Source organism: Butyrivibrio sp. XPD2006 (assembly GCF_000420865.1).
Classification (GTDB): Bacteria; Bacillota; Clostridia; order Lachnospirales; family Lachnospiraceae; genus Butyrivibrio.
The window spans coordinates 1-23869 of the sequence record NZ_ATVT01000005.1; the positions used below are offsets into that span (position 1 = coordinate 1).

The window sequence follows — 23869 nt, forward strand, 5'->3', positions numbered from 1 at the left end:
CTCGTCATATCTGGGAAGACTACATGGAAGTATGCGATGATATCAGATACACAGAGGGAATGAAAGATCTTTATTCCCATCGCAAAGAAACAATAGAAAGAATTTTTGGGACCGCCAAAGAAAACCACGGATTCAGATATACACAGATGTATGGCAAGGCGCGTATGGAAATGAAGGTCGCGCTTACCTTTGCGTGTATGAATCTGAAAAAGCTTGCAAGGATCAAGCATGAATGGCGGTTAGAGATGGCCTGATATAGGCTGTTTCTGACCTTTGTTCTGAACAAAATCCCCATAACATAAGAAAAATGGTCCAGAGAGCTACGCCCTCAGGACCACTTTGTCTACAGTCTGAGGCGAGGCCTTTCGGCCTCGCTTTTTTTGATTTATCGTGTGGTGGTTTTCTGGGGTATGGTGGATTTTCTGCATATAGAGGGAAAAGTGGTCTTTGGGCGTAGAAAAATTAGGGCATGAGAAGTATAGACAGGCATATTTTCTACATATAGCGATAAAAGTGCCTTATGGGCGTAGAAAATTAAGATGCCTGTAAAAAGATTTTCTACCTATATGGCAAAAAGTGGCTTCTGGGTGTAGAAAAATAGGAGTACAAAGTTTTGAAGCTCTAAAATTTTCTACATATAACGTCAAAAGTGCTCTTTGGGCGTAGAAAAATGAGTCAAACTGAAACGTCCCCAATGACTCACAGCGCTATACTTTTCCGGGCGATGCTAGTATAATACTGTAATGTGGCAAAGCATGGCCACATATTAGAAATAATGAATAAGTTCTTTGGAGGAATAACAGATGAGTCAGCAGGGAATTGGAACAAAGTGTGTACAGGCGGGATATACTCCCGGAAACGGAGAGCCAAGGCAGATACCGATCATTCAGTCTACTACTTTTAAGTATGACACCAGCGAGGATATGGGTAAGCTCTTTGACCTGGAAGCTTCAGGATATTTTTACACAAGGCTTCAGAATCCCACCAATGATCATGTTGCAGCCAAGATAGCAGCAATGGAGGGTGGAACTGCAGCAATGCTGACATCTTCGGGACAGGCTGCAAACTTTTTTGCATTGTTTAATATATGTGAGGCGGGAAGCCATATCGTAGCCTCTTCATCAATCTACGGCGGAACCTTCAATCTCATTGAGGTTACCATGAAGAAGATGGGAATTGATGTGACGTTCGTTTCACCGACAGCTTCAGATGAGGAGCTTGATGCAGCATTTCAGGACAACACAAGAGCAATGTTTGGTGAAACTATTGCTAACCCTGCTCTTACAGTTCTTGATATCGAGAGATTTGCAAATGCAGCCCACAGGCACGGAGTTCCGCTTATCGTGGACAACACATTCCCAACCCCTGTAAACTGCAGACCTATTGAATGGGGAGCAGACATCGTAACTCATTCAACTACTAAGTACATGGATGGACACGGAGCAGCAGTCGGTGGAGTTATCGTAGATTCCGGCAAGTTTGACTGGATGGCTCATGCTGATAAGTATCCGGGACTTACAACTCCCGATGAGTCTTATCACGGAATTGTTTACGCCGAGAAATTCGGTAATGAGGGAGCATTTATCACCAAGGCTACAGCGCAGCTCATGCGTGATCTCGGATGCATACAGTCACCTCAGAATGCATTTCTTTTAAATCTTGGTCTTGAGTCACTGCATGTTCGCATGCCCCGCCACGTTGAGAACGGACTTGCAGTAGCCAGATTCCTTCAGACAAGAGAGGAAGTTGCCAAGGTCAATTATCCGGGACTTGAGACAGATCCTTACTATGAGCTGGCACAGAAGTACATGCCAAACGGCGGATGCGGAGTTGTTTCATTCGAGCTTAAGGGCGGAAGAGAAGCTGCAGAGAGCTTCATGAAAAAGCTTAAACTGGCAGCCATTGAGACACACGTTGCAGATGCCAGAACATGTTGCCTGAATCCTGCGACATCAACACACAGACAGATGACCGATGAACAGCTCCTTGAGGCAGGAATCCCTGCAGGTCTTGTAAGAATGAGCTGCGGACTTGAGGATAAGGAAGACCTTATTGCAGATATCGCTAATGCCCTTGGATGATTTCAAAGGAGATGGCCTATGGATAATATAGGAATTGTATTCGGATGTTTCATTCCGTTTCATAAGGGACATGAATCTCTTGTGAAAAGAGCTTTAGATGAGAATGACAGGATGATCATCGCAGTTTGCGGTTATCAGGAGGACAGGGGAAAAGACTTCCTTCCTTTTACTGTGCGTCACAAGCTGGTAAAAGAGATGTTCAGAGATAACCCGAGGGTTACCGTGGCGCTTATCGATGACAAGAAGATCGGTCTTGACGGTACCTTCACCCATGAGAACTGGGTTGCATGGGGCAAAGAGCTCTTTTCATCCGCAGGGATAGCCCCGGACAGCGCACACTTTAACTGGTATACGGGTGAGCCTTCCTATGTAGAGAAGCTCGGGCCAATTTATCCGGATCATACATTTAATCTGGTGGATCGAACCATTGTGCAGGTGAGCGGAACCGAAATCCGCGAAAATCCAATGGATCTGTCAGATGACATAAATGTTGTATTTAGAAATTACCTGCTTAAGACAGGAAAATTAGAGGAGGATCCAATGAATCCAATTATTGACAGCTTACTTGAAACAGACCTGTACAAATTTTCAATGGGACAGGCAATCTATCACAACTTCCCCGATTACACAACAACCTGGACATTCAGGTGCCGTAACAAGGATGTGAAGTTCACACCTGAGATGGTTGAGGAGATCAAAAGGCAGATCTATCTCTACTGCGACCTTAACTTCACAGAGGACGAGCTTAACTACCTTGCGAGCATCAAGTGGATCAAGAAGTCCTACGTTGATTTCCTTAGACTGTGGCACCCGAGATATGAGGATTTCACAATCACAACAGATGCTGAGTGCGGACTTTCCATCGAGACAAACGGAACATGGCTCAACACATCAATGTATGAGATCCCAACACTTGCCATTGTTAACGAAGTTTACTTCAGAATGAATTATGACTATGAGGAGCTCATGGAATCCTTTGAGCAGAAGCTCGATGAGAAGATAGCTCTTTTGACAGACGGAACATACAAGATCGGGGCATTCTCTGAGTTTGGTTTAAGGAGACGTCTCTCAGCTGAGGCTCAGGAGCTTGCCGTACTTAAGTTAAAGGAAGCTAAGCTCGACGGAACAGGCTCTAAGTTTGTAGGAACATCAAATGTACTTCTGGCCAAGAAGCACGGAGTTACTCCTGTAGGAACCATGGCTCACGAGTGGATCATGTGCGTAGGTCAGGGTAACCACAAGCACAATCCTGCTTATTCGAACTGGTACGCTCTTGACTACTGGGTAAAGGAGTACGGAATCCTCAACGGAACAGCGCTTACGGATGCAATCACTACAGACTGCTTCCTGCGTGACTTCCAGCTGACATTCTCAACTCTGTTCTCAGGTGTAAGACATGACTCAGGAGACCCGATTGAGTGGGGCGAGAAGATGATAGGGCACTACGAGAGTCTTGGCATCGATCCTGCCACAAAGACTCTGCTCTTTAGTGACAGCCTTGATTTCAAGCGCGCCAACGACATCTATGCACACTTTGCAGGAAGAGCCAGGGTTGCTTTCGGAATCGGAACATATATCTCCAACGACACCAAGGTTCCTGCGCTCAACATCGTCATGAAGACCACAGCCTGCAACGGACAGGATGTTGCTAAGGTTTCTGATGTTGAAGGCAAGGGAATGTGCAAGAACCCTAACTACGTTGATTACCTTCAGAGATGTATTAATTGGAGGATGGAGAATGAGCAAATTTGACGCAAAATTAGAAATAGAGAACATCGTCGCCTGGATTCAGGACTGGTTTGAGAAGAGCGGCCCCAAGGCCAGTGCAGTCGTCGGTATTTCCGGTGGCAAGGATTCTACCATCGTGGCAGCACTCCTTGTTAAGGCTCTGGGAAAAGAGCGTGTGGTAGGTGTTATGATGCCTAACGGCGAGCAGAAAGACATCTCGGATTCACAGAAGGTTGTTGAGTTTCTGGGGATCAGGAATTATACCGTCAATATCGCCGAGGCTTTTGAGGGTGAGATGAATGCCCTTAAGGCAGCAGGCGTAGAGCCCGGCAAGGATGCCATCATCAACACACCGCCAAGGCTTCGTATGGCCACTCTTTATGCAATTGCGCAGTCTCTTCCTGAGGGTGGACGTGTTGCCAATACATGTAATGCTTCAGAGGACTATGTCGGCTACTCAACCAAGTACGGCGATGCTGCAGGCGACTTCAGCCCCTGCTCTGACTTTCTTGTTTGCGAGATGCTTCAGATCGGAGATGAGCTGGGACTTCCTTCTGAGCTGATCCACAAGACTCCATCCGACGGACTTTCAGGAATGTCAGATGAGGACAAGCTTGGATTTACCTATGCGATGCTTGATAAGTATGTAAGGACCGGCGAGATTGAAGACCTTGAGATAAAAGAGAAGATCGACAGACTGCACGTGATGAATCTGCACAAGCTTCAGACTATCCCTATGTATAAGAGAGGGTAAGCTGAGTGGGAGTAGACGTTATCCGGATCCGTTGATACATACGTGAAATAAATTCATATAGGAGGGTTATGGCTATGGTTTACAGAGACTTTCAGGATTTAAGGCTTTCAGGACTTGGCTTTGGCGCAATGAGACTTCCCGTAATTGACGGCGATGATGGCAACATCGACAGAGAGAAGACATTTGAGCTGATCGATAAGGCTATGTCCGGCGGTATCAACTATTACGACACAGCCTGGGGCTATCACAACGGACAATCTGAGATTGTTCTGGGCGAAGCTCTTGCGAAGTATCCGAGGGAGAGCTTTTATATTTCCTCCAAGTTTCCGGGCTATGACCTTTCAAATATGCCCAAGGTAAAAGAGATATTCGAGAAGCAGCTTGAAAAGACAGGGATGGAGTACTTTGATTTCTATCTCTTCCACAATGTCTGCGAGATGAATATTGATCAGTACCTTGACCCGAAGTTTGGAATATTCGACTATCTCATGGAGCAGAAAAAGAATGGAAGGATCAGACATCTGGGCTTTTCCTGCCACGGTGAGTATGAGACGCTTAAGCGTTTTATCGATGCTTACGGAGAGCATATGGAATTCTGTCAGATCCAGCTTAATTATCTGGACTGGAAGTTCCAGGATGCCAAGGCAAAAGTTGAGCTGCTGAACGAGACGGGAATTCCCGTATGGGTTATGGAGCCTCTTCGCGGAGGTAAGCTGGCGAAGCTTGATGACAAGTTTGAAGCTGAGCTTAAGGCAATCAGGCCTGATGAAGCTATTCCTGCCTGGGCTTTCAGATTCCTTCAGAGCATTGGGGGCGTGACCATGGTGCTGTCCGGAATGTCCAACATGCAGCAGCTTGAGGACAATCTTAAGACTTTTGGGGAAGATAAACCGCTTAATGAAAAAGAGATGGAAGCGCTTATGTCTGTTGTTGACAGGATGCTGGAGAGGAAATCTGTTCCATGTACGGCCTGTCACTACTGCGTGAGCCATTGCCCGCAGGGCCTTGATATACCGCGACTTATCTCACTTTACAACGAACACTTTATTACCATCGAGGGTGGCGGATTCGATTTCATTGCGCCTATGGCGCTTTCAGCAATTCCTGATGAAAAGAGACCCGCATCCTGCCTTCACTGTCACAGCTGTGAGCAGGTTTGCCCACAGCAGATAAAGATTTCAGATATGATGAGCGATTTCGTTTCAGAGATCGGATGAGACAACGGGGACGTTTCAGATTGACTCATTTTGAGACACTGGGGACGTTTCAGACTGACTCATAATGAGTCAATCTGAAACGTCCCCAGTGTCTCACATCATGTTATAATAATCCAATGAGTAACGTTAATCTGAGAGTAATGGGGGAATTACTATGGCAGAACTTAAGTGCCCACACTGTGGACAGGCTTTTACGGTAGATGATACAGAGCTCAGCTCGATCGTTCAGCAGATAAGGGACAAGGAATTTGAAAAAGACCTTACAAGAAGAACGGAAGAGCTTGAAAAGCACCTTCAGGAGAAGCATGCCCTGGAGTTGTCTTCGATTGAAGATAAAGTAGTACTGAAGACCAGGCAGCAGTACGAAGAAGAGATAAACAAGCTAAGAGAAGAAAAGAGCAAAGAGATTGAGAAGCTCAAAGAGGAAAAGACCTCTGAAGCCGATAAACTTAAAGCTCTTCTCAGGCAGGAGCAGGAAAAGAATACAAAACTTTCTCTTGAAATGCAGAGTAGTGATGACAGGCAGAAACTCGCCGTCATGGAAGCTGTCAAAAAGGTTGAGGATGAGAAGCAGGCTAAGCTCGATGAGCTGAGCGAAAAAGTTCACGCCACCGAGATTGAACTCAATGAAAAGACCCATGACCTTGAGAATCAGCTTTTGCAGGAAAAAGAGAGAGGCAAAGTCCTTCTTGAGCAGAAAGAAAAAGAGGTCGAGTTCTACAAGGATCTTAAGACCAAGATGTCAACCAAGATGGTCGGTGAAACCTTGGAGCAGCACTGTGAGATCCAGTTCAACCAGCTCAGGGCAACAGCCTTTAAGAATGCATATTTTGAAAAAGACAACGATGCAAGAAGCGGGAGTAAAGGTGACTACATCTATCGCGAGAACGACGAAAACGGCGTTGAGATAATCTCCATCATGTTTGAGATGAAGAATGAGATGGATGAGACAGCGACTAAGCACAAGAACGAGGATTTCTTCAAGGAGCTTGATAAGGACAGGAAGGAAAAGAACTGCGAATACGCGGTACTTGTGTCTCTCCTTGAGAGCGATTCCGAACTCTACAATGCAGGAATCGTTGATGTGTCCTACAAGTATGACAAGATGTACGTGGTTCGCCCACAGTGCTTTATTCCGATGATCACGCTCCTTAGAAATGCGGCGATAAATGCGCTCACCTACAAGCAGGAGCTTGCAATGGTGCGCAATCAGGATATCGATGTGTCCAACTTTGAAGATTCGCTGATGAAGTTCAAGGATGATTTCAGCAGGAATTATCAACTTGCTAAAAAGCATTTTGACAGTGCAATTGAAGAGATTGACAAGACTATTGCGCGCCTTGAAAAGGTGAAAAAGGAACTTCAGGGTTCTGATAACCAGCTGCGTATAGCCAACAGCAAGGTAGAGGATGTCAGCGTCAAGAAACTTACCAAGGGAAACCCAACAATGAAAGCCAAGTTTGAGGCACTAAAGGACGACTGATATTGAGTCAAACTGAAACGTCCCCGGTGACTCAAAAGACTTGACAGGTGTGATACCATAGATTACATACAAACAAATTGTGCAAAAGGAAACTTTGAATAGATGAAACAACCAAAGGACAGGCGTGAATATCTTACAACCACGCCGGTACCACAGCTTATATTGTCGCTGTCGGTGCCCACAATTATCAGCATGCTGGTAACAGCAATATACAACACGGCGGATACATTCTTCGTGGCAAGAGTGTCCGATAACCCGGCAGTAAACACCGCAGCTACGGCATCCGTAGGACTCGTGTTCACTGTGATGGCAATCATTCAGGCTTTCGGATTCTTCTTTGGGCATGGCTCGGGTAATTACCTCTCGAGAATGCTTGGAGCAGGCAACCACAAGGAAGCCAATGAAATGGCATCCACGGGATTTGCCATGGCGATAATCGTCGGTATAATCTTTGCAATTGTCGGCAATATCTTTGCAGCTCCGATAGCTCATTTTCTGGGAGCTACGGACACTACAATGCAGTTCACAATGGACTACATGAGGATAATCCTGATCGGAGCACCATTTATGATGGCTCAGTTCGTTGTCAACAACCAGCTCCGTTTTCAGGGAAGCGCAGTATATGCCATGATAGGACTTATGTCCGGTGCAGTGATGAATATGGTTCTTGACCCGCTCCTGATCCTGGGCTTTCACATGCAGGTCAGAGGTGCTGCCATTGCAACAGTCATGGGACAGCTCACAAGTTTTATTGTATTGTTCATCGGAACCAGCAAGGGTGAGAACATCAGAATGAGTTTCAGTAATGTCAAGCTCAACTGGCATTATCTGCTTGAAGTTATAAACGGTGGTGCACCCTCTCTTTTCCGTCAGGGGCTTGCTGCCATATCAACGCTGCTTCTCAATCGTACAGCGGGAGCCATCGGCGGAGACGCTGCCATTGCCGGAATGAGTGTTGCAGGAAGACTTATGCTGATGATGGGTTCGGCCCTTATCGGATTTGGTCAGGGATATCAGCCTGTATGTTCCTTTAACTACGGAGCCGGCCTTACCAAAAGAGTAAAAGAGGGCTTCAAGTTCTGCGTCAAGTATTCAACCATATTCCTGATAATAATAGCAATCGTATTCTACAAATTTGCGCCACAGATCATAAGTCTGTTCTTCAGGGAGAAGGCAGCAGCCGACCTTGATTCTGCAAAGACCCTGCAGTACGCCAAGGAAGTCGGAACCACGGCACTTCGCTATATGTGCCTGTCGACACCGCTCTCAGGCGCAATCGTTATCAGCAACATGATGCTTCAGTCCATCGGAAAGGGCTTCAAAGCATCTATTACAGCTTCTGCCAGAAACGGATTCTGCTTCATTCCGCTGATCCTGATACTTCCGCATTTCCTTGGAATTCAGGGCGTTGAGATGGCTCAGGCCTGCGCAGATGTTTTATCACTGTTAATTGCCGTACCAATGGCATATTCGGAGCTTAGAAAGTTTAATGATTAGTCAAAAGACAATGGAGCTGCTCATCAGCTCTTTTCCCAAAATATTAGAATTCGGACTTAAGGTAACGCTGCCACTGGCGGTGATCGCCTTTATCCTGTCAACTGTACTGGCAGTACTTGTAGCCATGGTGCAGTTTGCGGATGTGCCCGTCCTTAAGCAGATATGCAGGTTTTACATCTGGGTTATCAGGGGAACACCGCTTCTGGTACAGCTCATGGTGGCGTTCTACGGACTTCCGCTTATTGGTATTCACGCAAATCCTTTTGTGATGGCGGTTATCGTGTTCACCATCAATGAAGGAGCCTACAGTGCAGAGACCATGAGGGCTGCAATGGAAGCTGTTCCGGCGGGGCAGCTCGAAGCCGGATACTGCGTGGGGATGAACTTCATGCAGATCATGTGGCACATCATTCTTCCACAGTCCTTCAGGACAGCATTCCCATCTTTGTTTAACGCGCTTATCAGCATGGTAAAAGACACATCTCTCGCTTCAAGTATCACCGTTGTTGAGATGTTTACAAGAACCAAGCAGATTGCAGGCCAGTCCTACAACTATCTGCCTCTCTACATTGAGGTTGCTATTGTTTACCTGCTGTTCTGTACAGTTCTGACCTTCGTGCAGAAGAAGGGCGAAAAGATCCTTGGAAGCTACGGAGTCAGGAAGTAAGCTGAGAGAACTTAGCGAGGTATTTATGAAATTATTGGAAGTAAGAAATCTACATAAAAAATTTGATAGCACCGAAGTCTTAAAGGGCGTCGGTCTTACAGTCGAAAAGGGCGATGTGGTATCAATCCTGGGACCGTCCGGCTCCGGTAAGACAACGCTCCTTCGCTGCATTAATTTCCTTGAGAAGGCCGATGAGGGAGAGCTTGTCTTTGGGGAAAAGACCTATCATCTTCCGGGAATTGGGAGAGATGATATCTCCGCTATCAGAAAGAGAACAGGCTTTGTTTTCCAGAACTACAATCTTTTTGCCAACAAGACGGTACTTCACAATGTGACCCTGGGACTTACTTCAGCAAGGCATATACATGCCAAGGCTGCTGAGGTGAAGGCTCTGGAAGTTCTCAGAAAAGTCGGTATGGCAGATTTTGCAGGCCAGTATCCGAGCCAGCTATCCGGCGGACAGCAGCAGAGAGTTGCCATAGCAAGGGCTCTTGCTACAGATCCGGATATAATCTACTTCGACGAGCCTACATCAGCGCTTGATCCGGAACTTACTGCAGAGGTTCTTGAAGTCATGAGAGAGCTTGCTCATGAGGGCATGACCATGATCGTGGTGACACACGAGATCTCTTTTGCAAAAGAGGTATCATCAAAAGTAGTATTCATGGCAGACGGCAAAGTGGTGGAAGAAGGCCATGGCGCTGAGTTCTTTGAGAATCCGAAAGAAGACCGCACAAAAGAGTTCTTGCGTTTGACCAAAAATTGATGTATTATTATTCAAAATAAATTTTGTGCAATTTAATTTACGGAAAGAAGTTCGTAGAAGGAGAAAAGTTATGAGAAAGAAACTATCTATGTTACTGGCGACTGCTCTCACAGCCGTTACAGTTGCAGGATGCGGAGCTTCTGCTGGCAGCGCGACAGAATCCAAGGGTGATGATCACCTTGCAAGGATCAAGGCAGCAGGCAAGATCACAATCGCAACTGAGGGCGTATGGGCACCATTTACTTACCATGATGAGAATACAGATGAGCTTGTAGGCTTTGATGTAGAGATCGCAGCAGCAATTGCAAAAAAGCTCGGTGTAGAGCCTGATTTCCAGGAGGTTGCTTTTGACGGAGGACTTACAGGTGTTACAACCGGAACCTTTGATATGATGGCAAACGGTGTAGATGTTACAGATGATCGTAAGGAAACTTATGACTTCACACATCCTTATGCCTATGACCATGCAGTAGTTGTTACTCTTGCATCCAACAATGACATCAACACATTTGATGATCTTGCAGGCAAGACCACAGCAAACTCAGCAGGTTCAACCTACGAGGCTATGGGTGTTGCACACGGCGCTACATGTTCAAACGTTGATACGATCGGTGAGACAATGACACTGGTTCTCAACGGAACAGTTGATGCTACAATCAATGCCAACACTTCAGCTCAGGACTACTTCAAGACAACAGGAACCACAGAGCTCAAGGTTGCAGCAATGGATGATGAAGTTACAATGTATGCAATCCCTCTTGCAAAGGGCGAGGACAACGATTCACTCAGAGAAGCCATCAATGAGGCTATCTCAGAGCTTCGCGACGACGGAACTCTTGCAGAGATCTCAAACAAGTACTTCGGTGCTGATATAACAAGCAACTAAGGGATTATAAAGTCAGACGTTAATACAAAAGTCCGGGCATTTATGTGAAATGCCCGGACTTTTTTCTCATTTGATTCATTCAGTCTTCAGATATTTCTGTGCTATGTAGTAGGAAACATTAAATCTTCTGAAGCCTTCAAACTCTTCGGTTATATATTCATGATCATGATAACGCCTGAACAACTCAAGTACTTCCTTATCCTGAACAATGGCAGGAACGGCATCGAATGACAATTCATCCTCGATATAGTCTGCAACTGAAGTATATTCATCAATCTTGTTGGCAGCTGCCTGAAGGTCATACCTGGCAATCTGATAATCAGGATTGCTGTAGATAAAAGCGATAAAAGCAAGGGTTATGGCTACCATGCATGCCTTGAACACAGGGAACTTTCTGACATACATACTGATGATAAGGAATGAAAGCCAGAAGCACAGCACTGCCAGAAACCAGAGCACGAAGAGCCTTAAGAATGTCAGATGATATACATCTATGTACATGATCATTCTGAAAGCTGATGATGCGATCATGATATATGTGCATGCAGCGATTATTGTCAAAAGAGCTTTCAAAATCTTAGAGCTTTTAAAGAATGCCTGACAGATCGAAACCATCACAATATTCAGGATGCACACAGCCAGCAGCTGATAGAATCCTTCGTGGGCATATTCTGCGTAGGTATAGCCTTCCGGAAGAGCCATCTTACCACTAAAGAGGTAGAGAAGCTGGATCGCGCAGAACAGGATATAGATAAGTCCGATGATGCTTGTAAAGGTAATGGCGATAACAGGATTTGTTGTACCATCGCCTCTGACCTTTATCTTTATCTCCTGCCTTGCCATTGAGGTGATGATGGTGTAAGCACACCAGAAGCCTATTATAGCAGTTGCAGTCATCATAAATGCATGGAAGAGATATTCGGGAATATCAATGTCCTTGAAGATGTTTGAAAGCATGTTTTCAAAGACTGCATCCGCTGAAGCAAGGAGCGGTATTATTACCACTAAAAGCGGAATTGTAATTGCAAGTCCGATAAGTACAGCATTTAAGTTTTTCTTTTTCTGACTTACTTCTTCAGTAGCTCTGGATTTCCTAAGAGCGCTGTAATCTGAAAACGGACTGCCGAGATGTTCGATAGGCTTGATAAGTGTCATAAAAATACTGAGCAGCCATGCGCCGATATCAAAACCTGTTGTGTCCACATACAGATATATGACATAACTGAACAGCAACAGGAAGATTGCGGTCCTCTCCAGGAAGTTCAGAGCAGGGCTTGTTGTCAAACATCTGTGGATAGAAAGCAGTATAAGGGATGCAACGTAGAAGATACCGAGAGCTCTTTTGCCATTGCAGTCTGTTATAAGTGAGAGCCCGTCCCTTGCTCTTACGAGCTTAAGGATCACCAGTGCGCATACCATAAAGATCGGATATGTGATGCTGGAGTGGTTGTTGTACAGACAGAAGCCGTAGATGAGTCCGAATACTACTGACAAAAGTCCGTACTTTCTGAAGTGTTCAGCGTTTCCCTTTATTACAGGCTGCATCTGAACGACATTTCCCATCTGAGGGTTTACAACCTGAGGGTTAACAGGCTGAGGATTTACAGGCTGGGGATTCTGCGCCGCAGGGCCTGTGTAGTTATAGCTATACTGTGGTGTCTGATTATTATTGGTTTCCATACTTAGTTCTCCTCTTCGTCAACATATTCCAGGATATCTCCCGGCTGACATTCAAGTGCCTTGCATATTGCATCAAGGGTCTCAAGCCTTACGGCTTTCGCTTTGTTATTCTTAAGGATAGACAGGTTGGCAAGGGTAATACCGACTTTGCCCGCCAGTTCCGTCAGTCCCATCTTTCGTTTTGCCATCATGACATCTAAATTTATTACAATCATATTCTCACCGCCCTGTTAAATGGTTAAATCATTTTCCTGTTTGTATTTCACTGCTCTGTCAAAGACTCTTGCAAGGACCTTACTAAAGAGTCCTGCAAAAAGAAATACACCGGCGATAACCACTGCAGCGGTAGTGAAATATACGAAGCATCTGAAAATCTTGATGCCTGCGATGACAAATGCGTAAGTGCCCATTCGGTAGAGGCTCTTAACATTGGCTTCCACAAAGCAGTTATCATCAATTACTGTCTTCATCATCTTTCTGAGCTCAAACAGTATGAGGAGAGTGAAGACTCCTACAGCCATTATTGATACAACTGCGTACCAGTAGTGATCTGCTATGGCAGCGTACTCTGTTTCCTCACCAAAAGCCCGGATCGTCATCTGAACTGAATAGTTTAAGGTGAAGGGGACAGATATTACTGCCAGCAGCCCGAAATAGAAGCACATATCCAAGATGGTCTTAACGAAAGTATTTAATTTGTTATCCATGTTATCCTCCAAGTACTTGTCTATTTTCTTTATAGCACTTCTTTTTTTGATTTGCAATATAAATTTATTGTAAAACAATAAATATTTTTCGAGACTCAATGTTTACGTATGTTTTATAATTGTGTGTACATTATTATGTTAAAATTATAATGTAATAATGTGCACGTTCTTCATTGCCGACAGGTTGTTATGAGTATTTACAGAACGGATAAGTGTCGCAAATTACATAGGAATGGCATTATGAGACTGATCATGAGAATGGCTGCGATCACAGTAATTGCAGGCATTCTTTTTGGCGCTGTATTTATGTCTTTTTCCGAAAAAGCAAATGCAAGTGAGGGGAAGGTAGTCCGTGTAGGCTGGTTTGATTCCACATACTGTTACAAGGATCAGTTTGGAAGGCGCTCCGGTCTTGCCTATGACTACCAGCAAAAAGTATCTGCTTATACCGAATGGACATACGATTACGTGGAAGGAACCTGGCCTGAGCTTTTGCAAAAGCTGAAGGACGGTGAAATCGATATGCTGAGCGACGTTTCCTACACCACAGCTAGAGCTGATCAGATCCTTTATTCCAGAATTCCCATGACTTCTGAGACTTACTATATCTTTATCAAGGCTGGAAATACTGACATGAATCTGGAAGATATAAACTCGTTTTCAGGGAGACGATTTGTTGTTGATAAAGGAAGTATTCAGGCGGATTTTATCAAAACCTGGGCTGCGAATGTCGGAATAGAAATAGATCTGTATGAAGCGGTAGAAGAGTCGGTGGATGAGAGCTTTGAAATGCTGGACAGAGGCGATATAGATGCCTATGTTACAGTGGAGTCCTATGGCAACAGAGAAGGCTGTGTTCCTGTATGTTCCATTGGCTCATCCGAAAGCTTTTTCGCTGTCAGCAAGAATCGTCCCGATCTGCTGAAAGAGCTGAATTCAGCAATGGCCAAGATACAGAATGAGGATCCGTATTATAACCAGAAACTGCTTCAGAAATATATCTGGTTTGCTAAGACCGATACATATCTTACGGCAAAAGAGCTGGAGTGGCTCTCAGAACACGGAAAGATCAGGGTCGGTTACAGAGATAATTATATGCCTTTCTCTGATGAAGAGGCGGGCGTACTGATAGGAGCTGTGGGAGATTTCCTGAGTAAGTCCACTGATGCGGTCAAAAACTCCAATATAGAATTTGAAACTGTTGCTTTCGGTTCGACAGAGGAGTGTCTTAAGGCGCTTCAGAATGAAGAAATAGACGTTGCTGTTCCTATACATTTAAGTACTTCCGACGCGGAGAGCAGGGGACTGCTTAATACGGAAGCACTGATGTCAACCGAGATATTTGCTGTAGTAAGTTCAGGAAAAACCACTGGTATATTCAGTGATGAAAATCTAAGGACAGCAATATTAACCGGAAGTCTTAATTATGACATTTTTGTGCAGGATCACTATCCGTCATGGACGATAATCCATGAGCCGTCACTTGAAGAGTGCTACGAAGCAGTGGCCAAGGGAGAAGCTGACTGTACGTGGGTGAACAGTTATCGCATCACCCTGGTTGACAGGCTTAGAAGACGATATAAACTGTCCCTTTTCGCAACGGGGCAGAGCATGGACTTTGCTTTTGCAGTAAAAAAAGGAAACAGTGAGCTGTATTCTATCATGAATAAGCTGGTGATACTGGCTGATCCGTCAGAGACTGAAATGAACCTGTCGCGCTATGCCGGAACATCAGAGAAGGTCACCTTTGCGGATTACATTCATGATAATGCGGCTTCTTTCCTTGCAGTGGTAGCAGCTATCCTGTTTGTCATGCTTCTTCTTACAGTTGCCAAGGTGCGTTCGGACAAAAGAGCTCTCGACCGGCAAAAGCTCATTGATGCTACAGAGCTTGATCCGTTAACAAAGCTGTATACAAGAAACTATTTCTTTGAATATGCCGACAGAATGCATAATGAGCATCCTGATTATAAACTGGATGCCATTGCCATAAACATAGAGCAGTTCCATGTGGTAAATGCTATTTACGGATGGGACTTTGGAGATAAAATCCTTTTGGCGCTGGGCGATGAGATAAAGAAATATGTCGGCGAAAATGACGGAATTGCCTGCCGATCAACTGCTGACAGGTTTTATATCTATTGTCTGCACACAGATGATTACATGGGGCTTTACAGAAGACTCCAGCAGACTTTAGATGTCTTTTCCGAGAATGTGAGCATACGCATCAGGATGGGTGTGATGCCATATGAATCCGATCTCGGGCCGGTAGAACTCTTTGACAGGGCCAGAACGGCCAGCAGTATAGTTCGAGGCGGAATGCGCGAGAAACTCATGGTCTTTAACGAGGACATGAGAAAAAGAGAAATTCTTGAGCAGAGGCTTACTAACGATCTTAAGAATGCAATCGAGCAGCATGAATTTGTTGTATTCTATCAGCCCAAATACAATGTTCAGGTGGATCCGCCTGTTCTGCAGAGTGCTGAAGCGCTTGTGCGTTGGAAGCATCACGAAATTGGCATGATACCTCCCGGAACCTTCATAAATCTTTTTGAGAAGAACGGGCGAATAGGCCTCATCGATAAGTATGTATGGAATGAGGCAGCAAGGCAGGTGCATGAGTGGAAAGAGAAATACGGCATATCTATTCCTGTTTCCGTGAATCTGTCCCGAATGGATATCTTTGAGCAGAATCTGATCCCGGCAATAGATGAGATCATTGAAAGAAACGGTGTTACAAAGTCTGCTCTTCATCTGGAGGTCACTGAGTCAGCATACACTGATGATGCGGAGCAGATCATCGGCGTAGTAACTCAGCTCAGGGAAAAGGGCTATATCATAGAGATGGACGACTTTGGAACGGGTTATTCATCGCTCAACATGTTATCATCTATTCCGGTTGATATCCTTAAGCTTGATAAGAGCTTTATAGACAAGATTGAGAAGCCTGAGGAGAGACAGGAAAAAGACATCCGTATGATAGAGCTGATATTGGACATTGCCAAGAGCTTGAGGCTCATGGTGGTCGCAGAAGGAGTGGAGAACGGCGATCAGCTTGCGTTTCTCAAAGAGCACAGCTGCGAGATGGTTCAGGGATATTATTTCTCGAAACCTCTGCCTGCTGATGAGTTTGAGAAGCTGGCGTTTGGCGAAAATAAATAAATGCGACAAAAGAAGGCGGCAAGGGCTGCCTTCTTTTTTTGCGCTTATTGGTCACTAAGCGGGGCAGGGTTAAGCAAAACTTATACCTCACTATAAGTGTTCTGTCTTTTACAAAGCTGCTGCTCTAAAGCATAATCCTTAATAACAAATTCAATCCGTTTTGAGGAGGGCAAAAATTATGAAGAAGAATTTTATTGCTACAGTTTTAGGAACAGCATTGCTTGTTGGATCACTTACAGGTTGCGGGGAGGCAGCTACAGCAAGTGCAAACACATCAGAAGCTAAGACAGAGGAAGCAGGCACAGAAGCAGCTGAGAATACAGCAGCTACAGAGACAGCTGATCAGGCAGAGCCAGTAGAAGTTAAGACCATCAAGGCTGCAACAGGCGGCGGACCTAAGCCTTACGTATATGTTGGAGAGGATGATCAGCCTACAGGTTATGACATCGAAGTTTTGAAGGCAGTATTCGACATTATTCCTGAATATGATCTTGAGATCGAGGTTACTGATTTCCCTTCAGTATTCGCAGGACTTAATGCAGGTAACTACCAGATCGGTGTAAACAATTTCTCATATAACGAAGAGAGAGCAGCTTCATATCTCTACTCACTTCCTTATGACAAGGTAAGCTACGTATTCGTTTATGGTAAGGATCAGACACCTATCACATCTCTTAAAGATGCAGCAGGCCTTTCATTTGAAGGTGGTGCAGGAGTTTCTGTTACAAATGCGATTGAGCACTGGAACGAGCAGAACCCTGATGCACAGGTAAACATCACATACACAGAGGCTGATACAACAGTAACACTTCAGCACATCCAGGATGGAACAACATCATTCGGAATCATCGATGGTCCTATGTACACAGCTTATGTAGATGAGTACGGATTTGACATCGACAAGTCAAACATCCCTGAGGAAGAAGTAAAGCTTATCGCTGATAACCTCTATGCATATTACATTCTTCCCAAGGATGAGACAGAGCTCAGAGACAAGATTGATGATGCTATCAAGCAGCTCAAGGCTGACGGAACTCTGAAGAAGCTCTCAGAGCAGTACTTTGGCGGAGTTGATCAGTCACCCGAAGATGAGATCCTTAATGCAGGAAAGACAAACTAAGAGATCATGAACATAACTTATAAGACTACAAAAGAGAATATTAACTGGGAGGAGGTTGCGGATGTTCTCAGAAGATCCCACCTCTCCGACCACTCTGCTAAAGAACAGCAGATTGCTTTTGAAAACAGCTACGCCGTCGTATTTGTATACGACGGCGAACGCATAGTCGGAGTTGCAAGAGCGCTCTCCGACGGACTCTTCCAGGCGGCCGTTTACAACGTAGCCCTTGATGAAGAGTACCAGGGAAAAGGAATCGGAAGGCAGCTTATAGGAAAACTCCTCGATCAGTTAAAGGGGCAGAACGTAATCCTATATACTCATCCGCATACTGTGGAGATGTATGAGAAATTCGGATTCAGAAGAGCAAAGACAGCTTTAGAGCTCTTTTCCGGATCTGCGGAGGAACTGGGCTGGATGGAAGATGTGGGATTCTTTCTTCCTAATGATTACAGATTTGAGGATGAAAAAGACAGATCTGACATGAAGGGGCCAACATGGAAAAACCCCGATTCAAGGATAGAAGTATAAAGGGGAGGCGGGTATGTCATATATAGTTCCGTTTCAGACAGTGGAGCTGTTTGAGAATACATTCAAAAAACAGATAAATAAATCTACCGGAAAAGTTGAAGGCAGGAAGTTTGTCTTTGACAAATTATTCGGTGAGGGAGAGGATAAGCTTCCTGTAGAAGCAGACAGATACAGACTCATCTGGATGCCGGGATGTCCGCATTCAAACAAGGCGGTTATAACACTAAGGCTCCTGGGGCTGGACAGAGTTATCAGTATCGGCGAAACAGGCATATTAAGAGATCCGAGAGGATGGGTATTCTCGGAAGATCTCGGAGAAGTTGATCCTGTCCTCAAGATCCACTATCTCGATGACGCATACCTTAAGGGAGACCCTACCTTTACCGGAAGGTCAACGGTTCCGGCAATCGTGGATGTACAAACCGGCGCGGTTGCCCAGAACGATCCGATAAATATACCTAAATACCTTGTACTTGACTGGAAAAAGTATCACAAAGAAAACGCTCCCGACCTCTATCCGGAGGAGCTCAGAGATGAAATAGATGAGTGGAGCGATTTCATCAACAAGAAGGTTGACGCCTACGGCTGCGGATTTGCAAGAAATCAGGAGACTTTCGATGAGTCTTTTGATAACTACTTCAGAACACTGGATACTCTGGAGGAGAGATTAAAGGACAGAAGATTCATAAACGGAGACCATATAACACTTTCCGATATTCACCTGTATGTTGCACTGATCCGTTTCCATATCAACTACCATCTGGTTTTTGGTGTCAACAAGAAAAGACTTCAGGATTACCCGAATTTATGGGGATACACAAGAGACATCTATCAGACTTCAGGGTTTTACGAGTATACAAAACTTGAGCTGATCAAAAAACATTATCAGTTATCACCTCACATGAGAGCCAAGCTCGGCAATGTCCACGGCCTTATAGGAACAGGCCCCGACAACAGGCAGCTCCTTGCTCCGACCGGAAGAGAGAAGCTCTCAAAAGACCCGGAGAACAAGTTCACTTTGGAGGAATCTGCCCATGAGCTTTATAAACATGAAAACCCGGAAAACGAAAAGAAATATATTGAGTTTGCTCTTTTGGAACCCATTAAAAGAGCAGCGGGAGCGACTTATCAGAATGAGCTCGAAAGATGGGCGCATCTGGAGGAGGATGCTTTTGGAGAACTTGACAGGAGACTTGGTAATACCGAGTTTCTTCTGGGAGATGAGATAAGTGAAGCCGATGAAGTGCTTTATAAGACACTGCTTCGCCATGATCACATCTACTACTATCTGTACAAGTTGAATTTTGCCAAGACCACTGATTATCCCAACCTGAAAAGATATATCGACAAACTTTCGAAGGTACAGGAAATCAGCGATTCTATAGATATTGTAAAAGAAAAAGAGCAGGCATTTCTGGAACTGGAAGATGAGAGAAATCCATATCATCTGATTTTCAGAGGACCTGAAATCATATAAATGTAGGAGGAGAACCATGCCGGAATTAGAAGCAGCTGCATGCTCACTTGCAGCACACAGACAAAAGATAGAACAGCAGAGCAGGAATAATTCGGGATTTGGCAATGTTGCCTCATCTGAACTTAAGGGCGAGATCGCCGAGAACGGAGCTTTTGTCAGACAGAAGAACAGGTTTGACACCCCGTTTGGAAATGAGGAGGGACAGCTCCCTGTAGAGAAGGGAAGATACAGGCTTATCTGGACACCTCTTTGTCCCTGGGCTACAAGACAGGTCATCGCTTTCGGCCTTCTTGGTATCACGGAAGATATTATCAGTGTAGGCAAGGTGGCACCGATCAGAACCCCCAAGGGATGGGAGTTTTCACTGGATGAAGGCGGAGTGGATCCGGTACTTGGAATCCGCTACCTCCCCGAGATCTACGCTGAGACAGATCCTGAATATCAGGGAAGAGCAACAGTTCCTACAATAGTTGACCTAAAGACCAGAAAGGTTGTCAACAACGACTATCACAAACTGACCAATTACTGGGAGACAGTATGGAAGCCGTTCTGGAAAGATGGAGCACCCGATCTTTATCCGCAGGAACTCAGAACAGGTATTGATGCTCTCAATGAGATAATCTTTAACGAGATCAACAACGGTGTATATAAGGCCGGTTTTGCGAGAACTCAGGAGCAGTATGAGCTCAACTACAAACTTGTCTTTGACAGACTGGACTGGCTGGAGGAGCACCTTAAGGACAACAGATTCCTCTTCGGAGACAGACTCACAGACTCCGACATAAGACTTTATGTGACCCTGGCCCGTTTTGATACAGCATACTATTTTGGATTCAGACTCAATAAGAAGCGTATCAGGGATTATGAGAATCTCTGGAATTATTCCAAGGAACTCTATTCTATCCCGGCATTTAAAAATGCAACGGATTTTGATGCGATAAAGAGAGGATACCTCCTTGGTGCAAACAAGAATCCGAACGAAATACTTCCGCTCGGACCTGATAACAGTGCGTGGGAAGAGCCAAATAACAGAGCAGAGAAATTCGGAAAACTGGTGATTTGAGGGGGATAAAAAAGTGGCAGTAGTAGATCACGTAACCAATAAAGAAGTACAGCAGAACGGGAAATTTGAAAGGCAGCCCAACAGGTTCACAACACCTTTTGGCGAGGGCCCCGGCGAACTGCCCGTAGAAGCAAACAGATACAGACTGTTGTGGGCTCCGGTATGTCCCTGGGCCAACAGATCCATCATTGTAAGAGAGCTTTTGGGGCTTGAAGATGTAATCTCTGTAGGAACTCTTGATCCCATAAGACCCGACGTACCGTGGTCAGACTGGTCTTTTACTCTGGACGAGGATGACAAAGATCCTGTGCTGGGAATAAAGCTTCTTAGCGAAGCGTATAAAAAAGCTGACCCTGATTATGACGGAAGGTTTACTGTTCCTGCACTGGTTGACCTTACAACAGGAAAAGTCGTAAACAACGATTACTTCAATCTTACGCTTTACTTTGAAACAAAATGGGAGAAGTTCCACAAGGAAGGAGCACCTGACCTTTACCCTGAAGAACTGCGGGATGAGATAGATGAGCTCAATGCCTTTATCTTCCACGACGTGAACAACGGTGTTTACAAGGCCGGTTTCGCCAAGAGCCAGGAGGCCTACGAGGATGCGTTCCATCTTGTGTTCAACGCCTTCGATAAGCTTGAGGAGAGACTTTCCGACAGGAGATTTCTCTTTGGCGACTATATAACAGAGTCAGACGTAAGACTCTATGTCACACTTGCAAGATTTGATGTGGCATACTTTAACGGCTTTAGAGTAAACAAGAAGATGCTCAAGGACTATCCGAATCTTTGGGGATATGCAAGAGATCTTTATGAGGAGAAGGCCTTTGGCGGAAACACAGATTTTGATGCGATCAAGAAGCACTATCACCTGTGCTGCCTTGAGACCAATCCGCTGAACATCCTTCCGGCAGGCCCGGATCTCTCGATCTGGAAAGAGCCGCACGGCAGAGAGAAGTTAAGTAAAGATCCAAATAACAAATACAGAAAGAAGGGTTGAGAGCATGGAAGCGTTCAGAGTAACAAAAGATTCACCAAAATGGCTTTTTGAGGCCTATGATTATGCAAGGACAGATGCATTTGTTTTCGGACAGAATATTCCCATCAGCGTGGAGTATTCACACGATGAGCCTATTGATGATGATTACAAAGCAGTTGTACTTATAGATGATAACAAGCCGGTTGCAGGGTGCAAGATTACTTTTCCCTTTGACGGAGTAGGCAAGATCGGAAGGGTCTGCGTCATCAGGCAGTACCAGAAAAACGGCGTGGGAAGTAAGCTCATTGATGAGGCAGAGGAGTGGATACATGAGTTTGACGTATCCAAGATTGTTATAAACAGTCAGGACAGAGCGCAGGGATTCTATGAGAAGCTGGGATACAAGCTTGTTCCGAAGGTGAACCCCAGAGCATACGAAGAAATAGTTGTTGATAGCGAAGATCAGATTCCAAAGGACTATACGCCCAAGAAGAATGATCTGGGATTCTCATGTGTTCTTGTTGAAAAATACGTTTCATGACTTTGTTTTTTGACAGACGGGAGGAGATACTATGGCAAACGAAGACACAACAAGACAGGAATCCGGAAACCGTGATGGGGAAATCTGGCAGGATATAAAGCAGAAAATAGCTGATCTGAACTACGGCAATGTGAATATCACAGTTCAGGACGGCAAGATAATCCAGGTTGAGACAAGCCAGAAGACGAGATATAAATAATCGTTATCGCTCGATATAAGTGTTTCATAATAGGCAAAAGACCTGAGATATGTATAATGATACCTAACAAGGATTTACGTAGATCAATCAAATAAGTATGATTACTGACCGGACAACCGGAGGTAAAAGCAAAAGAACAAATTGCTTTTACCTCCGGTTTTTTTCTTGGCAGAGAGGAGACGTGAAAAAAATGAATATCAGGAATTTGAAAAGGATTATTGCAGTACTCGGCACAGTTGCACTTGTCGGCGCAACAGTAGCCTGCGGCGGATCAAAAGCTGAAGTTGCAGGTGTAAAAAAAACAGATACGGTGGAGAAAGTTCGAATCGGACTGGTTACGACTGGAGCAGTGAGACCGGCGTTGGTTGTAGCTGCGAATGAGCTTGGCTACTACGCAGAAGAGGGACTTGATGTTGAATTCATTCCTCTAGATGACAGTGCACAGGGAATTGCAGCACTGGGAACAGGCAAGCTTGAAGTTTGGCCTTATGCTGTTACACCGTCTCTTTCACAGATAGCACAGGGAAATGATCTGGTGATATTTGCAGGAACAGCAACAGAAGGATCCTCGATGGTCAAGGGGAAGGGCAACGAGGATGTAGACTTTAGAGATTATCAGAACTGGGTTGGAAAGAACATTGCATTCCAGTCAACAAGCACAACTCATCCGCTTATTCTTAAGCTTTTAAAAGACAACGGTGTGAACCCTGACGATATCAACTGGGTTGAGATTTCCAGCGAAGAGCAGGTTCTTGAGGCTCTGAAGAAAGGAAGCGTTGATGCAGGATTCCTTACAGAGGAAAGACTTATTGTAGGTCAGAAATCAGGACTGGTTGAGGCATTCCAGCTGGCAGAGGTTCTTGGAAACTATGTATGCTGCAGACAGACAGCAAACGGAACTTACTTCAAAGAACACCGGGATACATTTAAAAAGATTATAAGAGCCCAGATCAGGGCACTGAGAGATTACAGAGACGATACACCAAAGGTTGTAAAAGCTGTTTCAGATTACATCGATCAGGACTACGAGTATGTTGAACACTACATCGCAACTCCAAACCCTGTAGCAACCGGAGCATTTGCTCAGTACAAAAACCCTGTAAGCCCGGATCCTTTGTATAACAAGGTTGAAGAGCTCTACAACGCTCAGATCGACGCAGGCTTCTTTAGTCCTGCAGAGGGTGTTAACCTTAAGGACCACTTTGATATTTCTCTCTTTGAAGAGGCAGCAAAAGAGCTTATTGAGGAGTATCCGGATGACAAAGCGTATCAGGAAATCCTCGATCTCTTTTACAAAAACAACTCAAATTACTAATTATTCTTCAGGAGGT

The 23869-nt window shown here is 44.9% G+C and carries 22 protein-coding genes and 1 pseudogene; 20 read left to right on the forward strand and 3 right to left on the reverse strand.

Annotated features, from left to right (window positions below; translation table 11 throughout):
- From G590_RS18705 to G590_RS0106985, 11 genes and pseudogenes are all read left to right on the forward strand, one after another.
- Positions 1 to 254 (forward strand): transposase (locus G590_RS18705; RefSeq protein ID WP_442852343.1); only part of this gene is annotated, 254 nt, incomplete at its 5' end.
- A gap of 549 nt (positions 255 to 803) precedes the next feature.
- Complete coding sequence (locus tag G590_RS0106940) at positions 804 to 2081, forward strand: O-acetylhomoserine aminocarboxypropyltransferase/cysteine synthase family protein (RefSeq protein ID WP_022764951.1); 1278 nt, start codon at positions 804 to 806, stop codon at positions 2079 to 2081.
- An 18-nt stretch (positions 2082 to 2099) separates the two neighbouring features.
- Positions 2100 to 2306, forward strand: a pseudogene (locus G590_RS21895) (adenylyltransferase/cytidyltransferase family protein); the annotation flags it as partial.
- 315 nt (positions 2307 to 2621) lie between these two features.
- Positions 2622 to 3833: a nicotinate phosphoribosyltransferase gene (gene pncB / locus G590_RS0106950; protein ID WP_026494019.1), complete on the forward strand. Its 1212-nt coding sequence runs from the start codon at positions 2622 to 2624 to the stop codon at positions 3831 to 3833.
- Complete coding sequence (gene nadE, locus G590_RS0106955; protein WP_022764953.1) at positions 3820 to 4563, forward strand: NAD(+) synthase; 744 nt, start codon at positions 3820 to 3822, stop codon at positions 4561 to 4563. Before pncB ends, nadE begins: the two co-directional genes overlap by 14 nt.
- A 74-nt stretch (positions 4564 to 4637) precedes the next feature.
- Positions 4638 to 5780 (forward strand): aldo/keto reductase, encoded by a 1143-nt coding sequence (locus G590_RS0106960; protein WP_022764954.1) that lies wholly within the window; start codon positions 4638 to 4640, stop codon positions 5778 to 5780.
- A 154-nt stretch (positions 5781 to 5934) separates the two neighbouring features.
- The gene (locus G590_RS0106965) at positions 5935 to 7263 is read left to right on the forward strand and encodes a DUF2130 domain-containing protein (protein WP_022764955.1); all 1329 of its coding nucleotides are present in this window, start codon (positions 5935 to 5937) and stop codon (positions 7261 to 7263) included.
- A gap of 102 nt (positions 7264 to 7365) precedes the next feature.
- On the forward strand, positions 7366 to 8760 hold the full coding sequence (locus G590_RS0106970) for an MATE family efflux transporter (RefSeq protein ID WP_022764956.1): 1395 nt from the start codon (positions 7366 to 7368) through the stop codon (positions 8758 to 8760).
- Positions 8753 to 9427: an amino acid ABC transporter permease gene (locus G590_RS0106975; RefSeq protein WP_022764957.1), complete on the forward strand. Its 675-nt coding sequence runs from the start codon at positions 8753 to 8755 to the stop codon at positions 9425 to 9427. The genes G590_RS0106970 and G590_RS0106975 overlap by 8 nt, the downstream gene beginning before the upstream one ends.
- Positions 9428 to 9452: 25 nt before the next feature.
- The gene (locus G590_RS0106980; protein ID WP_026493993.1) at positions 9453 to 10193 is read left to right on the forward strand and encodes an amino acid ABC transporter ATP-binding protein; all 741 of its coding nucleotides are present in this window, start codon (positions 9453 to 9455) and stop codon (positions 10191 to 10193) included.
- A 70-nt stretch (positions 10194 to 10263) separates the two neighbouring features.
- Entirely contained in the window at positions 10264 to 11079 is an 816-nt protein-coding gene (locus G590_RS0106985; protein ID WP_022764959.1) for a transporter substrate-binding domain-containing protein, read from the forward strand.
- Between the two features lie 75 nt (positions 11080 to 11154).
- On the opposite strand, the gene G590_RS0106990 is transcribed toward G590_RS0106985, so the two are convergent.
- The 3 genes from G590_RS0106990 to G590_RS0107000 are packed head-to-tail and all read right to left on the reverse strand — an operon-like array spanning position 11155 to position 13466.
- Positions 11155 to 12759, reverse strand: a complete 1605-nt coding sequence (locus G590_RS0106990; protein WP_022764960.1) for a DUF4153 domain-containing protein — start codon at positions 12757 to 12759, stop codon at positions 11155 to 11157.
- Positions 12760 to 12761: 2 nt separating this feature from the next.
- Positions 12762 to 12974, reverse strand: a complete 213-nt coding sequence (locus tag G590_RS0106995) for a helix-turn-helix domain-containing protein (RefSeq protein ID WP_022764961.1) — start codon at positions 12972 to 12974, stop codon at positions 12762 to 12764.
- A gap of 15 nt (positions 12975 to 12989) precedes the next feature.
- Positions 12990 to 13466 carry a DUF2975 domain-containing protein gene (locus tag G590_RS0107000; protein WP_022764962.1) on the reverse strand — a complete coding sequence of 159 codons (477 nt, stop codon included), beginning with the start codon at positions 13464 to 13466 and terminating at the stop codon, positions 12990 to 12992.
- Between the two features lie 240 nt (positions 13467 to 13706).
- On the opposite strand from G590_RS0107000, the gene G590_RS0107005 reads away from it, so the two are divergent.
- From G590_RS0107005 to G590_RS0107045, 9 genes are all read left to right on the forward strand, one after another.
- Positions 13707 to 16628: an EAL domain-containing protein gene (locus G590_RS0107005; protein WP_026493994.1), complete on the forward strand. Its 2922-nt coding sequence runs from the start codon at positions 13707 to 13709 to the stop codon at positions 16626 to 16628.
- Between the two features lie 178 nt (positions 16629 to 16806).
- Positions 16807 to 17748 carry a transporter substrate-binding domain-containing protein gene (locus tag G590_RS0107010; protein WP_022764964.1) on the forward strand — a complete coding sequence of 314 codons (942 nt, stop codon included), beginning with the start codon at positions 16807 to 16809 and terminating at the stop codon, positions 17746 to 17748.
- 6 nt (positions 17749 to 17754) lie between these two features.
- Complete coding sequence (locus G590_RS18715) at positions 17755 to 18276, forward strand: GNAT family N-acetyltransferase (protein ID WP_022764965.1); 522 nt, start codon at positions 17755 to 17757, stop codon at positions 18274 to 18276.
- A gap of 13 nt (positions 18277 to 18289) precedes the next feature.
- A complete protein-coding gene (locus G590_RS18720; protein ID WP_022764966.1) occupies positions 18290 to 19753 on the forward strand; it encodes a glutathione S-transferase C-terminal domain-containing protein in 1464 nt (487 codons plus the stop codon).
- A 16-nt stretch (positions 19754 to 19769) separates the two neighbouring features.
- Positions 19770 to 20816, forward strand: coding sequence for a glutathione S-transferase family protein (locus G590_RS0107025; RefSeq protein WP_022764967.1), 1047 nt, complete (start codon positions 19770 to 19772; stop codon positions 20814 to 20816).
- 13 nt (positions 20817 to 20829) lie between these two features.
- Positions 20830 to 21819, forward strand: a complete 990-nt coding sequence (locus G590_RS0107030; protein ID WP_022764968.1) for a glutathione S-transferase family protein — start codon at positions 20830 to 20832, stop codon at positions 21817 to 21819.
- A 4-nt stretch (positions 21820 to 21823) separates the two neighbouring features.
- Positions 21824 to 22339, forward strand: a complete 516-nt coding sequence (locus G590_RS18725) for a GNAT family N-acetyltransferase (RefSeq protein WP_022764969.1) — start codon at positions 21824 to 21826, stop codon at positions 22337 to 22339.
- A gap of 31 nt (positions 22340 to 22370) precedes the next feature.
- Positions 22371 to 22538, forward strand: coding sequence for a YezD family protein (locus tag G590_RS21015; protein ID WP_022764970.1), 168 nt, complete (start codon positions 22371 to 22373; stop codon positions 22536 to 22538).
- A gap of 190 nt (positions 22539 to 22728) precedes the next feature.
- Positions 22729 to 23853, forward strand: a complete 1125-nt coding sequence (locus tag G590_RS0107045) for an ABC transporter substrate-binding protein (protein WP_022764971.1) — start codon at positions 22729 to 22731, stop codon at positions 23851 to 23853.
- The last annotated feature ends 16 nt before the right edge of the window (positions 23854 to 23869 follow it).